The sequence below is a fragment of the Brevibacillus sp. WF146 genome, assembly GCF_001673705.2.
Taxonomy (GTDB): domain Bacteria; phylum Bacillota; class Bacilli; order Brevibacillales; family Brevibacillaceae; genus Brevibacillus; species Brevibacillus thermoruber.
The window spans coordinates 3,146,484-3,160,480 of the sequence record NZ_CP109943.1 but is presented as its reverse complement, the minus strand read 5'-3'; the positions used below and the strand labels follow the sequence as shown (position 1 = coordinate 3,160,480).

General features: G+C 60.1%; 14 protein-coding genes. 13 read left to right on the top strand and 1 reads right to left on the bottom strand.

Going from position 1 to position 13,997, the window contains the following annotated elements:
* Positions 1 to 7: 7 nt before the first annotated feature.
* From nikC to A6764_RS15745, 5 genes are all read left to right on the top strand, one after another.
* Positions 8 to 901, top strand: coding sequence for a nickel transporter permease (gene nikC, locus A6764_RS15765; protein ID WP_029097330.1), 894 nt, complete (start codon positions 8 to 10; stop codon positions 899 to 901).
* Positions 902 to 1,155: 254 nt separating this feature from the next.
* Positions 1,156 to 1,623: a PTS sugar transporter subunit IIA gene (locus tag A6764_RS15760; RefSeq protein WP_065068188.1), complete on the top strand. Its 468-nt coding sequence runs from the start codon at positions 1,156 to 1,158 to the stop codon at positions 1,621 to 1,623.
* 25 nt (positions 1,624 to 1,648) lie between these two features.
* Complete coding sequence (locus tag A6764_RS15755) at positions 1,649 to 1,930, top strand: PTS sugar transporter subunit IIB (RefSeq protein WP_065068189.1); 282 nt, start codon at positions 1,649 to 1,651, stop codon at positions 1,928 to 1,930.
* Positions 1,931 to 1,982: 52 nt separating this feature from the next.
* On the top strand, positions 1,983 to 3,338 hold the full coding sequence (locus A6764_RS15750; protein WP_083989929.1) for a PTS galactitol transporter subunit IIC: 1,356 nt from the start codon (positions 1,983 to 1,985) through the stop codon (positions 3,336 to 3,338).
* 26 nt (positions 3,339 to 3,364) lie between these two features.
* Positions 3,365 to 4,018 carry an L-ribulose-5-phosphate 4-epimerase gene (locus A6764_RS15745; RefSeq protein WP_065068190.1) on the top strand — a complete coding sequence of 218 codons (654 nt, stop codon included), beginning with the start codon at positions 3,365 to 3,367 and terminating at the stop codon, positions 4,016 to 4,018.
* Between the two features lie 6 nt (positions 4,019 to 4,024).
* Here A6764_RS15745 and A6764_RS15740 read toward each other — a convergent pair whose 3' ends face one another.
* Positions 4,025 to 4,852, bottom strand: a complete 828-nt coding sequence (locus tag A6764_RS15740) for a phosphoenolpyruvate-utilizing N-terminal domain-containing protein (RefSeq protein WP_065068191.1) — start codon at positions 4,850 to 4,852, stop codon at positions 4,025 to 4,027.
* A 321-nt stretch (positions 4,853 to 5,173) separates the two neighbouring features.
* Between A6764_RS15740 and A6764_RS15735 the strand changes: the two genes are divergently transcribed.
* From A6764_RS15735 to A6764_RS15700, 8 genes are all read left to right on the top strand, one after another.
* Positions 5,174 to 8,086 carry a sigma 54-interacting transcriptional regulator gene (locus A6764_RS15735; protein ID WP_065068192.1) on the top strand — a complete coding sequence of 971 codons (2,913 nt, stop codon included), beginning with the start codon at positions 5,174 to 5,176 and terminating at the stop codon, positions 8,084 to 8,086.
* Positions 8,071 to 8,334, top strand: coding sequence for an HPr family phosphocarrier protein (locus tag A6764_RS15730; RefSeq protein ID WP_065068193.1), 264 nt, complete (start codon positions 8,071 to 8,073; stop codon positions 8,332 to 8,334). Before A6764_RS15735 ends, A6764_RS15730 begins: the two co-directional genes overlap by 16 nt.
* A gap of 93 nt (positions 8,335 to 8,427) precedes the next feature.
* The gene (locus tag A6764_RS15725; RefSeq protein WP_176703378.1) at positions 8,428 to 8,592 is read left to right on the top strand and encodes a hypothetical protein; all 165 of its coding nucleotides are present in this window, start codon (positions 8,428 to 8,430) and stop codon (positions 8,590 to 8,592) included.
* Positions 8,593 to 8,683: 91 nt separating this feature from the next.
* On the top strand, positions 8,684 to 9,670 hold the full coding sequence (locus tag A6764_RS15720) for a thiamine pyrophosphate-dependent dehydrogenase E1 component subunit alpha (RefSeq protein ID WP_083989932.1): 987 nt from the start codon (positions 8,684 to 8,686) through the stop codon (positions 9,668 to 9,670).
* A gap of 27 nt (positions 9,671 to 9,697) precedes the next feature.
* Positions 9,698 to 10,681 carry an alpha-ketoacid dehydrogenase subunit beta gene (locus A6764_RS15715; RefSeq protein WP_065068194.1) on the top strand — a complete coding sequence of 328 codons (984 nt, stop codon included), beginning with the start codon at positions 9,698 to 9,700 and terminating at the stop codon, positions 10,679 to 10,681.
* A gap of 17 nt (positions 10,682 to 10,698) precedes the next feature.
* On the top strand, positions 10,699 to 12,063 hold the full coding sequence (locus tag A6764_RS15710; protein ID WP_065068195.1) for a dihydrolipoamide acetyltransferase family protein: 1,365 nt from the start codon (positions 10,699 to 10,701) through the stop codon (positions 12,061 to 12,063).
* 20 nt (positions 12,064 to 12,083) lie between these two features.
* Positions 12,084 to 13,466 (top strand): dihydrolipoyl dehydrogenase, encoded by a 1,383-nt coding sequence (gene lpdA, locus A6764_RS15705; protein ID WP_065068196.1) that lies wholly within the window; start codon positions 12,084 to 12,086, stop codon positions 13,464 to 13,466.
* A gap of 97 nt (positions 13,467 to 13,563) precedes the next feature.
* Positions 13,564 to 13,977, top strand: a complete 414-nt coding sequence (locus A6764_RS15700) for a transcriptional regulator GutM (RefSeq protein ID WP_255309789.1) — start codon at positions 13,564 to 13,566, stop codon at positions 13,975 to 13,977.
* Positions 13,978 to 13,997 lie beyond the last annotated feature (20 nt).

The following is a 13,997-nucleotide window of genomic DNA, read 5'->3' as shown; positions in this document are numbered from 1 at the left end:
ACGTCTTATGGCAGAAACCCATGTGGAAACGGTACGCGTGCAGCAACCCGACGAGCCGGTCTCGTCTCCTTGGCGCGACGCTTGGCGGACGCTCCGCAAAAACAGGATGGCCATCGCCGGCTTCGTCATCATTTTCGTGTTTGTGCTGCTGGCCCTGCTGGCTCCGTACATTACCCCCTACGCATACGACAAGGGAGAACTGATCGACAAGAACAAGCCGCCGTCGGCCGAGCACTGGTTTGGGACCGACTACAACGGGCGGGACGTGTTTACCCGGGTGATCTACGGGGCGCAAATCTCCCTGCGCGTCGGGCTGTTCTCCGTTATCGGGTCGGTGATCGCCGGCACATTTCTCGGCCTGCTCGCCGGCTATTACGGCCGGTGGGTGGACATGATCATCTCCCGGCTGTTTGACATCATGCTGGCCTTCCCCAGCATTCTGCTCGCCATCGCGATTGTGGCGATGCTCGGCCCGTCGCTGGAAAACGCCCTTTTGGCGATCGCCATCGTCAACATTCCCACCTACGGGAGGCTGGTCCGTTCGCGGGTGTTAAGCCTGAAAGAGGAAGAGTTCGTCATGGCGGCGAAAGCGATCGGATCGAAAAACTCGCGGATTATTCTGCAGCACATCCTTCCCAACAGCCTGGCGCCGATCATCGTCACCGGCACGCTGGGCATCGCCACGGCGATTCTCGAAGCGGCGGCCCTGGGGTTCCTCGGACTGGGTGCGCAGCCGCCGCAGCCGGAGTGGGGACTGATGCTGTCCGACTCCCGCCAGTACATTCAAAAAGCGCCGTGGACCGTCATTTTCCCCGGTTTGTCCATCATGCTGACGGTGCTCGGCTTCAACCTGATCGGCGATGGTCTGCGCGACGCGCTGGACCCGCGGATGAAACACTGAAAAAGCCAACCCGTCCGGCTGTCGAGGTGCTCGGCAGCCTTTTTGCATGGGCGGCGGCCGTGAGCCGTTTCCCCGGTACAAAAACGGCCACACTTTCTCTGCAACCATTCATGCAAGCCGATTGAATGGATTGTGGAAAGAAAAATCAAAAAACTTAGACTTTTTCATCCCTGTACATTTTCTGTTCCGCCAATGGCATGGGGATTGCTTATGGAAAAAGGTATCCGCCGGAAAAAAGGAGTGATCGTACGACGATGAGTTTTTTTCAGTTCCTCAGTTCGGAACATATCATCGTGACAGAGGAGGTGGTAGGGCGCGAACAAATCCTCACCCAACTGGGCGGACGGCTGGTCCAGTCCGGAGCCGTGGCTGACGAGTACGTCCCGACGATCTTGGAGCGGGAACAACAGTTTCCGACCGGAATCGAATTGGAGTCGATCCACATCGCCATCCCGCACGCTGATGCTGCCTATGTCCGTAAGCCAGCCGTAGCGATGGCCGTCGTCAAGAAGGGGGTATCATTCCGCAGCATGGCAGATCCGGAGAAGGACCTGCCGGTGAAGATCGTCATCATGCTGGCGTTGGAAAAAAGCGAAACGCAGTTGCGCGTCCTGGAGCAGATCATGAGCTTTATTCAGCATGCTGACCGATTGCAGGAACTGGTGGAAATGGAAAGCGGGGAAGCGGTTTTCCGCGCTCTCAAGCAATCCGCAACAAAATAACGGGCGAACGAAAGGGTGGAGTCTCATGACAAAAAAAGTCGTCGTCATTTGTGGTACCGGCGTGTGTACCTCTACGGTGGCCATGCAAAAATTGAAAGCGTTTTTACAGGAGAAGGGGATCAACGTCTCGTTAACGCAGTCCAAGGTGTCGGACATTCTGACGCGATCGGCCGACTACGATCTGATCGTCTCGACCACAGCGGTCCCACCCAGCATCCAGGCCAAGGTGATCAATGCGCTGCCGCTCTTGACCGGCGTCGGCAAAGACAAGTTTTTTGCTGAGGTGGAAGCGGCGCTCGCGGATTGAGACCGGGGGCGTACGGAACATTGGCGCATCATTAGCGAAGGGGGCATGTGCTGTGGGAGTGCTTCAGTATCTGATCGATTTGGGCCCGTCCGTCATGTTGCCGATCATTATCTTTGTGTTTGGCCTCATCTTGAAGTCCAAGCCCAGTTCTGCCTTTCGCGCAGGCTTGACGGTGGGCATCGGGTTTATCGGGATCAACCTGGTGATCGGGCTCTTGATGGACAGCTTGGGGCCGGCGGCCAAGGACATGGTTCAGCGGTTGGGCATCCATTTGAGCGTGATCGACGTTGGCTGGCCGGCGACGGCGGCGGTTTCCTTCGGTTCGACCGTCGGTTCGCTGGCGATTCCGATCGGCCTGGCCGTGAACCTGGTGTTCCTGATTTTCGGGTTGACCAAAACGCTGAACGTGGATTTGTGGAACCTGTGGCACGTGGCGTTTACCGGAGCGTTGGTCAGCATCATGACCAACAGCTTTTCGCTCGGCGTGCTCACCTCGATTGTCCATACGATCGTCATTCTCGTGCTGTCTGATTTGACCGCGAAGCACGTGGAAAAGTATTACGGCTATCCTAATGTGGCTTTTCCGCACGGGACGTCCACACCGTACTACCTGTTCGCGCTGCCTCTGGAAAAGCTGTTTAACGTCATGCCGGGCATCAAGAACTGGAAAGCGGACCCGGAAGCGATTCAGAAGCGTTTGGGCATTTTTGGCGAGTCTATCGTGCTCGGACTGATTCTCGGCGTTATCATTGGTATCTTGGCCGGTTGGAGCGCAAAAGACATCATGCAGCTCGGCGTCAAGACGGCAGCGGTCATGCTGCTTCTGCCCAGGGTCGTCGCCGTTCTGATGGAAGGACTGATGCCGATTTCGGAGGCGGCCGGCGAGTTTGTCAAAAAGCGATTCCCGGACCGGGAGCTGTACATCGGGATGGACTCCGCGCTGGCGGTCGGCCATCCAGCGGTGATCGCCTCCTCGCTCATCCTGATTCCGGTGGCGCTGGGGTTGGCTGTCTTGATTCCCGGCAACAAGGTGCTTCCGTTCGGCGACCTGGCCACCATTCCGTTCATGATTTGTCTGATGGTTCCGATTTTCAAGGGCAACGTCGTCAGAACCGTCATCGCCGGGGCGATCTCCCTTGCCTTCGGGCTGCTGATCGCCACCTACGTCTCGCCGTACTTCACGCAGGCGGCCAAAAATGTCGGGTTCCCATTCCCCGAAGGAGCGAACGCGATCTCCTCGCTGGTGGACGGAGCCGTGCCGACGACCGCCATCTTTATTTTCGCCGCCAAACTGGGCTATGTCGGCATTATCGCCATCGGCGTGATCAGCGTCCTGGTCGCCATCTATCAGCGTAAAAAAGACAAACAAAACGCGCAGGCCCACCTGGATGAGAACATCTCGGCGTAGAACCGTTTATGGATTGGGAGGAGAACATGCTAGAAACGTTGAAAGAAACCGTCTGCACGCTGAATCTGCAGCTGCCGAAAAACGGCCTGGTCACGATGACGAGCGGCAATGTCAGCGCCAGGGACCGAGAGACCGGTTACGTCGTGATCAAGCCCAGCGGCATCCCTTACGAACAGTTGACACCCCGCCACATGGTGGTGGTTGATACGGAGGGACATGTCGTGGAAGGAGAGTACATGCCCTCTGTCGATACGGAAACGCACCTCTACATCTACAAACATCGAGGGGATGTCAACGGTGTGGTCCACACGCACTCTCCCTACGCGACCAGCTTTGCCGCCTTGGGCAGAGGCATCCCCCCGGTGCTGACCTCGATAGCGGATATGTTCGGCGGGGAGATTCCCGTTGGCCCGTATGCGTCCGTTGGCGGGGAGGAGATCGGTCGGGCGGTCGTCGGCCACATTGGCCATTCTCCGGCGATTTTGCTGAAGAATCACGGCGTCTTTACCATTGGCCCGACTCCGCAGGCCGCGCTGAAAGCGGCCGTCGTACTGGAGGACGTGGCGAAAATCGTCCATCTGGCCATGCTGAAGGGAACACCGGCTGAAATCCCAGAGAGCGAGGTGACGCGCGCCCACCACTACTACCAGACGATGTACGGCCAAAAGGTATCCTCATGACGCCCTTCAGGCCCCGTCGCGGCCGGCTAGCGATGAGGGCAGCGCCCCATAACGACGAGAGAGGCAGCACACCGCCGCCTCTCTTTCGTTTGCCGCCCTTATCGGACCGCTTTCTGTTCGTTCACGATTCCCGCTTCCGTTTTCATCTCTTTGACCGCCGCCGGTACAGCCGTCCAGCGCCAGCCAATCCTCTTCCGTCAGCTCTCCCAGCAGCGGTCCGCAGCCGACCACCGCAGGAATCCCCAACGATCTGGCGAGAATTGCGGAGTGGCTGGTCGTGCCGCCGATCTCCGTCACGATGCCTTTGATGTAGGCCGGATTCAGGCGCGCTGTCTGGGAAGGGGTCAGATCGCGGGCTACGACGATGACCGGGCGGTCGATTGCATCCAGCTGCACGGACTTCATCCCCAGCAGCTCGCGGACCAGCCTGTCGCCCAGATCGCGAAAATCGGCGGCCCGCTCCTGAAAGTAAGCGTCGTCTAGCCCGGAAAAGTAGGCGGCATGTCGGGAGAATACGTCGTGGACCGCCCAGGCGGCTTTTTTCCTCTGTCCGGCGATCTCGGCTTCCACTTCTTGCACGACGACGGGGTCCTCCAGCATCAGCAGGTGGGAATCAAAGATGGCGCATTCGTGCTCGCCCAGCCGCTCTTTTACGTCGTCCCGCGTCTGTACGATGTCCGCTTTCGCCCGCTCCAAAGCACGGCGGAACCGTTGACATTCCGCTTCCGTCCGGGGAGCGGCGATGACGTCCCGAGGGAGATCCGGCTCTCCCTCCCGCAGCAGCAATACCTGGCCCGCCGCGTATCCGGGCGAGGCGGCAATCCCTTTGTGCATGAACATCCTCCTTTTTGGCGTGAATGGGTCGCTCAGCGCGTGTGGCAACACAAAAGGGTCAGGGAATCTCCCTGACCCGTGATCCACAGGATGCTGTGCGTGCCCTCTTGGTTTTGCTTGCCTTCATAATAATATTGTCTGAACATTTCCGTCAATAAGCAGGGTATAATTTGTGGGGGGAAGTTCTCAAAACCTTCCGCAAAATCTGACGGATGAGTTTGTGCGGCAGATTTGGTGACGGAAATGCCCGGGCCGCACGCTTTTTCCAGTGAGGACAAAACTGGCACGTATCTTGCAAATGCAACAAAGCGGGGGAATGGTATGAAGGAACGGATCAAAGAGATCATCGCCAAAGAGAACAAGAAAATCCCGTTAACCGATGAACAGATTGCCAAAAAATTGGGGATTCGCCGCGATGAAGTCACCCTGCTCCGGCATGAATTGCAGATCCCGGACTCGCGCAAACGCCGACATCCGCTGCTAGAGCAGGAAATCGCCCAGATCCTTCAGAAATCCCCGGACATCTCCAACCGCAGCCTGACCATGCTGCTGCAGGAACGGGGGTTTGACGTCTCGCGCTTCATCGTCCATCAGCTTCGCGGCAAAATGCAAGCGCTCTCACCGGATGCGGCCGGGTTGAGCGCCCGCCCGCGCCCGCCGGCAAAAAAGACGGAATCGTCTGTCAGCTTTCACAGTCTGATCGGCGCAAAGGGGACGCTGAAAGCGGCGATTCAACAGGCGCAGGCGGCCGTTCTCTACCCGCCCCACGGCCTGCACACGCTCTTTTTCGGTGCGACCGGCGTCGGCAAGAGCAGAATGGCGGAGGCGATGTACCACTTTGCGGTGGAGCAGAACGTGATGAAGAAAAACGCGCCGTTTGTCGTCTTTAACTGCGCCGACTATGCCAAAAACCCGCAACTGCTGCTGTCTCAATTGTTCGGCTACGTGAAAGGGGCGTTTACCGGAGCGGTTTCGGACAGAGAGGGACTGGTGGATCAGGCGAACGGCGGCATTCTGTTTCTCGATGAAATCCACCGCCTGCCGCCGGAAGGGCAGGAAAATCTCTTTTACCTGATCGACAAGGGCGTGTACCGCCGGCTGGGGGAGGTGGCCTTTCACCGGAAAGCGACCATTCTGATCGTCGGGGCGACCACGGAAAGCCCCGAGTCCAGCCTTCTTTTGACGCTCCGCCGGCGGATTCCAATGACGATCGAACTGCCATCCCTGGCCGATTGGACGGAGCGGGAGCGCTTGTCGCTGATCTTTCATTTTTTCAACGAAGAGACGGAGCGGATCGGCAAGGAAGTGATCGTGCAAAAGGACGTGATCGCCGCGCTGCTCTCCTATGAATGTCCGGGCAATACGGGACAGCTTCACAGCGACATCCGCGTCCTCATGGCCAAGGCGTTTTTGAAAAACATCAACCAGGACGAGCAGGGGGCGGTGCTGATCGACCGCCAGGACCTGCCCGTCCACGTCGCCAGCTTGCGGGGAGGCGGCACGACGCAAGGGTGGACGATGCTGAAGAAAGAGCAGTACCGGTTTATCCCTGGCCAACGCTCCGTGCTGCTGGAGGTGGAGGAAGCGGAGCCGTCCGGCGACCACCTTTACGAATGGGTGATGGAACGCTACCAAAACCTGAAAAACCAGGGGCAGAGCAAGGAACTGATCCAGTTGATTGTCAACAAGGAACTGGAGTCCCGGCTGGAGCCGTTCGGCGGCGACCAGGAGGAAAAGGTGCACGCCCGCCTGCGGCAGTTGGTCAAGCTGGCGGGGGAGCAGGTGGTGCAGACGGTGGAACAGATGCTGTGGATCGCCGAGCGGCATCTGGCGCTCGATTACCAGCGAATCTCCTTTGTCCTGGCGATTCACTTGCGAGGGCTGCTCGATCGCTGGCCGGACAGTCTGGCGGCGGAGAGCGAGGCGGTGATCGACGACGATTCCATCGAGTTCAAGGTGGCGGAAGAGATGGCCAAAGTGGTGCAGACCAGATGGGGCGTGCCCCTGCCCCGCCAAGAAGTGGCTCTGTTGGCCACCTATCTGAACCAGTGTTCCGTGCTGATGGAATCCAAACCGCTGATCGGCGTGGTGGCGGCGTCGTACGGGCAGATTGCCCGCAGTATGGTGGATGTGGCATCGCGGCTGTTTGAAAAACGGCACGCCCATGCCGTGGAGCTGTACTGGAACGACGAAATTCCGCAGGCGATCGAACGGATCGGCTCGGCGATCCGGCAGGCCGACCAGGGCGAGGGCGTCATCCTCTTGGCGGACATGGGCTGCCAGTTTTTAACCGATGCGGAGTGGGAGGAAAAGACAGGCCGCCGGGTCAGGGTGCTGTCTCCGGTGACGACCACGCTGCTGGTCGAGGTGCTGCGCAAGTGCCTGTATTCCAGCGAAACCCTGGACCAACTAGTGGGCAACCTGCACATGCTCCCGGCCGCCCGGGTCAGCGGCGTGCCCGCGTTCCACGCCAAGCCGATCGCCATCGTCACCATCTGCCTGACCGGGGACGGAGCGGCAAGACGGCTGAATCAACTGCTGAAGGAAAAGCTGGGCGCGGGAGAAGTGCAGCCGGTCATCATAAGCGCCAGCTCCCTTTCCATCCGCAAGCAGTACAAGGACTGGCTGGATCGGTATCACATCTGCGCAGTGGTGGGGACGGTCGATCCAATGCTGGAGGGGGTTCCCTTCGTCTCCGTTCAGGAGATCGCCGACGAGAGCGGGATCAGCTTTCTCAAACGGCTGCTGCTGCTGGCCTCGGGTTCGGCGGCAGGCCGGGCGGAGAACCAATCCTATCGGCTGCGGGATCTCATCTACCCGCAGTTGATTGCCGCATCGTTTGCCGTCGGGAACAAGGCGGACGTGATCGAGCACCTGGCCGGGCTCTTGGGCGACAACGGCTTTGTCGCGTCCGACTTTTTACAACACGTATGGGAACGGGAACGGATGGGGCACACCTTTCTGATGGGAGCGGCGATCCCCCACGCCGACACGCGGGCGACGATAAAACCGGCGATCGCCATCGCCGAACTGGCGGAACCGGTCGAATGGGAACCGGGCGCATGGGTGCGGCACGTGTTCATGCTGGCGATCACGGAGCACTGCCAGCCTGCGGTGGAGGAACTGTATCACGCTCTGCAGCAGCAGGAGACGGCGGGCGAACCGTTGGATCTCCAGCAGTTTCTGCAACGAATTCCAAATCTGGAGGAGCGATCACCATGGAAAAACAAGTAACCGTGTTGAACAAAACCGGACTGCACGCGAGACCGGCGTCCATGTTTGTCAAGCTGGCTGCCCGGTATCGATCGGACATTTATCTGATTCACGGCGAAAAGCAGGCCAACGCCAAAAGCATCATCAGCGTGATGACGCTGGCGGCGGGAAAAGGAACCGTGCTGACGCTGAGGGCGGAAGGGCCGGACGAAGCGGAAGCCGTCGATGCCCTGGCGGCCTTGATCGAAAGCAAATTCGGCGAAGAGTAAGGCTGACGATCTTGACTTTATTGTCAGAACATTTATAATAAAGTTACAAACGTAACTGCACGGAACGTTTGTAACGATCCGGAGGTGCAGGTCATGAAACCGGTTGAACGCGTAACTCCCGGAACAAAGGTGTACAAACTGTTTGAGCATGAGCAGTGCGTCTGCGAAGGAAAAGACGAGGTGTTTCTCATCTCGGTGAAACGGTTGTCCCGTGAAGAATACGAACGAAGCCAGCGGCAGAAAACGGCTTCCCGCTAGCAGTCAGATGTTTCCCGGCGCTTGGACCGCGGGTCAGGTGGGGTGTACGCCTCCATCTGGCCCGCTTTCATTTTGGAAGGAGGAGAAATCATTGATCACCAATCTGAAGGTACCGCCCATGATCACGGAGGGAAAGCTGGTGGATCTGTTTCACCAGATGTGGCTGATCCGCTTTTTTGACGAAAAGGTGGATGAGTTTTTCGCCAAGGGGCTGATCCACGGCACGACCCATCTGTGCGTCGGCCAGGAAGCGTCGGCTGCGGGGGCTTGTGCCGTCCTTGAGCAGCGCGACAAAATCACCAGCACGCACCGCGGACACGGCCACTGCATCGCCAAGGGGGCGGACGTGAACCGGATGATGGCGGAGTTGTTCGGACGCGAAACCGGCTACTGCCGTGGCAAGGGCGGCTCCATGCACATCGCCGACGTGGAGCGTGGCAACCTGGGGGCCAACGGCATCGTCGGTGGCGGAATTCCGATCGCCGTCGGTTCCGCGCTCACCTCGCAGATGAAAAAACTTGGGTATGTGACGCTGTGCTTTTTCGGCGACGGCGCCTCCAACGAAGGAAGCTTCCACGAGGCGATCAACCTGGCCGCCATCTGGAACCTGCCGGTTGTCTTTGTTTGCGAAAACAACCAATACGGGATGTCCGGTTCTGTGAAAGAGATGATCAAGATCGAACACATCGCCGATCGGGCCGCCGCCTACGGCATCCCCGGCAGAGTGGTGGACGGCAACGACATTTTCGCGATGATGAACGCCACCCACGAAGCGGTGGAGCGCGCCCGCCGCGGCGAAGGGCCCACCCTGATCGAAGCGAAAACGTACCGCTGGAAAGGCCACTCCAAGAGCGACGCCAAGAAATACCGCACCCGCGAGGAGGAAATGGACTGGCGCACCAACCGCGATCCGATCGAGCGGATGAAGCGAATGCTGATCGCCGAGGGCATTTTCAGCGAGCGGGAAGCGGCCGAACTGGAGGCCAAGGCGCGGCAGCAGATTGAGGAGGCGGTCGCTTTTGCGGAGCAAAGTCCGATGCCTCCTCTGGAGATTCTTGAGGAAGATGTGTACGCCTAGGCGAAAGACGGAAAGGAGAGGGCGCAAGTGAGGGAAATCACCTATTTGGAAGCGGTGCGGGAAGCGATGAGCAAGGAGATGCGGATCAATCCCGACGTGTTCATCATGGGAGAGGACATCGGCGTGTACGGCGGGGCATTTGGCGTCACCCGCGGGATGATCGAGGAATTCGGGCCGGAGCGGGTCCGCAACACGCCGATTTCCGAGGCGGCGATCGCCGGAGCGGCGGTTGGGGCGGCCATGACCGGGATGCGGCCGATCGTGGAAATCCAGTTCTCCGACTTCATCACGATCGCGACCGACCAAATCGTCAACCAGGCGGCGAAAACCCGCTACATGTTCGGCGGCAAAGGCAAGGTCCCGCTGGTGCTGCGCACGCCGGCCGGCTCCGGCACGGGTGCGGCCGCCCAGCATTCGCAAAGCCTGGAAGCGTGGATGGCACATATCCCGGGGCTGAAGGTGATTCAGCCGTCCACCGCCTATGACGCAAAGGGGCTGCTGAAGGCGGCGATGGACGACGACAACCCGGTCATTTTTTACGAACACAAGCTGCTGTACCGGACGAAAGGGCACGTGCCGGAAGAACCGTACGCGCTGCCGATCGGCAAGGCGGACGTCAAGCGGGAGGGGACGGACGTGACGATCGTCGCCACTGCCATCATGGTGCACAAGGCACTGCAGGCGGCCGTGGAACTGGAAAAGGAGGGGATCAGCGTGGAGGTGGTCGACCCCCGCACGCTGGTGCCGTTGGACGAGGAGACCATCGTCCGGTCGGTAAAAAAGACGGGGCGCGTGGTGATCGTGCATGAAGCGGTAAAGCGCGGCGGGTTCGGCGGCGAGATTGCCGGCATAATCGCCGAGAGCGAAGCGTTCGATTACCTGGACGCGCCGATCAAGCGGCTGGGCGGCAAGGAGGTCCCGATCCCGTACAACCCCATTCTGGAAAAAGCGGCAATCCCGCAGGAGCAGGACATTATTCAAGCGGTCAAAGAGACGGTTTTCCGTCGCTAGAAAGGGGGCAGGATACGATGGCTACCGGCGTATTTATGCCGAAATTAAGCATGACAATGGAAACGGGCACGATCATTCAGTGGTTCAAGGAACCGGGCGACGACGTGAAGGAGGGGGACGTCCTGCTCGAGGTGATGACGGACAAGATCAACATCGAAGTGGAGTCGTACGCCACCGGCAAGCTGCTCGCCGTCTACTACGGCCCGGACGAGGTGGTTCCCGTCAATCAGGTGATCGGCTACATCGGTGAAGCGGGCGAACAGGTTCCCGATGCGCCGCCTCCATTGGGGGGACAAGCGGAGGAGGACAGGCTGAACCGTGGGGGGACATGGGCCGGATCGGGGCAGGGTAAGGGGCGTCAAGCGGTGGACGCAGGTGAAGGCGGGGCGGCCGACCATGTAGCCGACGCAGCGGATGACAAGTCGGACGGCCCGGAAAAAGTGAGGGCCACTCCCGTTGCCCGCCGGATGGCCCGAGAACACGACATCGTCCTAGGCGAGATCGCCGGTTCCGGACCGCGCGGGCGCGTACAGAAGGCGGACGTGGAGGCTTCTTTGACTGCTCGTGCCGCCGAGCCGGTCATCCGTTCGTCCGTGGACACGGCCGATTCTGCATCCGGCGCACCTGCCAAGCGGTCACTGTCTGACGGCACTCCCGCCTCGCCCGATCCTTCCGATCGACGGGAGCTTCGCGGGACAACCCGCGTGAAACTGGACGGCATGCGCAAGGTGATCGCCCGGCGCATGGTGGCAAGCGCCTTTTCCGCTCCCCATGTCACCTTGACGACGGAAGCGGACATGAGCGAAGCCGTCGGGCTGCGCGCCTCCCTGCTGCCGCTGGTGGAAAAGCGGACAGGGCTGCGGCTCTCGTATACGGAGATTATCGTAAAGGCGGTCGCCGCGGCGCTCGCGCTTCACCCCCAAGTGAACGCCTCTTTGGTCGACGATCACATCCTGTGTCACGAGGAGATCAACGTGGGGCTGGCCGTCGCCGTGTCGAACGGGCTGCTGGTGCCGGTGGTCAAACAGGCCAACCGGCGCAGTTTGGCGGAGCTGACCCTGGAATGCAAGCGCCTGTCCGCCCTCGCCCGCGAAGGGAATCTCTTGCCCGACGACCTGCGCGGCGGGACGTTTACGGTGAGCAATCTGGGGATGTATGCGGTCGACGCGTTTACCCCGATTATCAACCAACCGGAAAGCGCCATCCTCGGGGTGGGACGGATTGTGGAAAAGCCGGTTGGCGTTGCCGGCAGGATCGATCTGAGGCCGATGATGTCGCTCAGCTTGTCGTTTGACCACCGGGTCATGGACGGAGCTCCGGCGGCGGCCTTTTTGCAGGAAGTGAAGGAACTGCTCGAGTCGCCCGCCCTCATGCTGGTATAACGCAAACGAGGAGGAACGTCATGCAAACGTACGAGATCGCCGTCCTGGGAGGAGGACCGGCCGGCTACGTGGCCGCCATCCGGGCCGCCAAGGAAGGAAAGCGGACGGCTTTGATTGAAGCCGGCGAACTGGGCGGAACCTGCCTGAACCGGGGCTGCATTCCATCGAAAACGCTGCTGCATCACGCCTGGGTGATCGAACAGATCGGGAAAGCGAGGAAATGGGGGATCGAAACGGGCGAACTGACCCTCTCCCTGGAGAAAATGATGGCCCGCAAAGACCAGGTGGTCAAACGCCTGCAGACCGGCATCGCATCGCTTTTGAAAGCAGGCAGGATCGAGCTGTTCGCCGGCAGGGGGCAGGTGCGGCCGGACAAGACAATCGACATCAGTTCCGAGTCAGGTTCAACAACCATCCGGGCGGATGCGATCGTGCTCGCTACCGGCTCCGCTCCAGCCGTACCGCCGATACCCGGGCTGGCCGCCACTTCTTATTACACCAGCGACACGATTTTTTCGCTCCAGAAGATTCCCGAAACGCTGGCAATTATCGGCGGAGGGATCATCGGTGTGGAGTTCGCCTCCATGTTTGCCGCGTTTGGCGCCCGGGTGACCGTGATTGAGATGGCGGACCGGCTCGTGCCCCAGGAAGATGCAGATGCCGCTGAGGCGCTGGCGAAAGCGTTCCGCAAAAAAGGGGTCAGGATCGCCACCGGAACCAAGGTGGCCTCGGTGGCGCAGCAGCAGGGGAAAACGCTGATCCGAACGGCGGACGCCGACGGACAGCCGGCAGAGTTCCGCTGCGACGCCCTGTTGGTGGCGGCGGGACGAACCCCCAACCTGACCGGAGTGGAAGAACTGCGGTTGGAGATGGACGGCCCCTTTATCAAGGTGGACGCCTTTCTGGAAACCAGCGTCCCGGGCATCTATGCGGCCGGGGACGTGATCGGCGGCTGGCAGTTGGCTCACGCGGCCAGCGCGGAAGGGCAGATCGCCGCCCTCAACGCGTGCGGCGGCCGGGAGGCGATTAATTACCGGACGGTGCCGCGCTGTGTTTACACCCATCCGGAGATCGCCAGCGTCGGGTTGAGCGAGCGGGAGGCGGCAGAACAGGGCTACCGGGTCAAAACCGCCGTCTATCCGCACGCCGGAAACGGCAAGGCACTGGCGGAGGACGATTACACGGGCTTTACCAAGCTGATCGCCGAAGAGACGTATGGAGAAGTGCTGGGGGTCGTCATGGTCGGGCCGCACGTCACCGAGATGATCGCGGCAGGTTCCGCCTTCATCCATACGGAGTCGACGGTGGAAGAGATGGCTGGCATGATCTATGCCCATCCCACCATATCGGAAAGCCTGATGGAAGTGGCGGCCAAATGGCGGGGGAAGGGAATTCATTCGTGATGGTACCGTCATATCGAAAGAAAATTCTGATTGAAGCGACAACTCCCGTCTTTTACAATTGTAACTATAAGGAACGTTTGTAAAGAGAGGTGGTCGCTTGGCTTCCTGGGGCTTTTTCATCCTGCTGTTTGTCTGCATGTGGGTGCTGCAGATTTTGCTTGCTGCCGCTCAGGCGCGTCACTATCGGGAGCAATTGCGCGAACTGCAGCGGCACGAGCGCGGCTTTCTGGGGGTAGGGGTGAGCAGGCGGCGGTTCGGCGCCGGTGCGGTCGTCATCGTGGTCACAGATGAGCGCGGCGTCGTCACCCACTGCAGGAAAATGGCCGGCATCAGCGTGTTTTCCCGCTTTCGCACGTTTTTGGAGCCCGTCGGCAGGCCGATCGGGGAGGTGCTCGCCCACGCTTCCCGCGAGCCGGGGGATTCCGTCCAGGCGGCGCTCGCCCTGGCGGTTGAACAGATCAGGGCGGAGCAAGAGAAGCAGCGTCAGAAGCAGCAGGAACACATTGGATAACACGGGGCCGCGGGCCAGAT

Bases quoted from the DNA above. Each gene is read 5' to 3' on its own strand.
- nikC (WP_029097330.1), top strand. From the start codon at position 8: ATGGCAGAAACCCATGTGGAAACGGTACGCGTGCAGCAACCCGACGAG.
- A6764_RS15760 (WP_065068188.1), top strand. From the start codon at position 1,156: ATGAGTTTTTTTCAGTTCCTCAGTTCGGAACATATCATCGTGACAGAG.
- A6764_RS15755 (WP_065068189.1), top strand. From the start codon at position 1,649: ATGACAAAAAAAGTCGTCGTCATTTGTGGTACCGGCGTGTGTACCTCT.
- A6764_RS15745 (WP_065068190.1), top strand. From the start codon at position 3,365: ATGCTAGAAACGTTGAAAGAAACCGTCTGCACGCTGAATCTGCAGCTG.
- A6764_RS15740 (WP_065068191.1), bottom strand. From the start codon at position 4,852: ATGCACAAAGGGATTGCCGCCTCGCCCGGATACGCGGCGGGCCAGGTA.
- A6764_RS15735 (WP_065068192.1), top strand. From the start codon at position 5,174: ATGAAGGAACGGATCAAAGAGATCATCGCCAAAGAGAACAAGAAAATC.
- A6764_RS15730 (WP_065068193.1), top strand. From the start codon at position 8,071: ATGGAAAAACAAGTAACCGTGTTGAACAAAACCGGACTGCACGCGAGA.
- A6764_RS15725 (WP_176703378.1), top strand. From the start codon at position 8,428: ATGAAACCGGTTGAACGCGTAACTCCCGGAACAAAGGTGTACAAACTG.
- A6764_RS15710 (WP_065068195.1), top strand. From the start codon at position 10,699: ATGGCTACCGGCGTATTTATGCCGAAATTAAGCATGACAATGGAAACG.
- lpdA (WP_065068196.1), top strand. From the start codon at position 12,084: ATGCAAACGTACGAGATCGCCGTCCTGGGAGGAGGACCGGCCGGCTAC.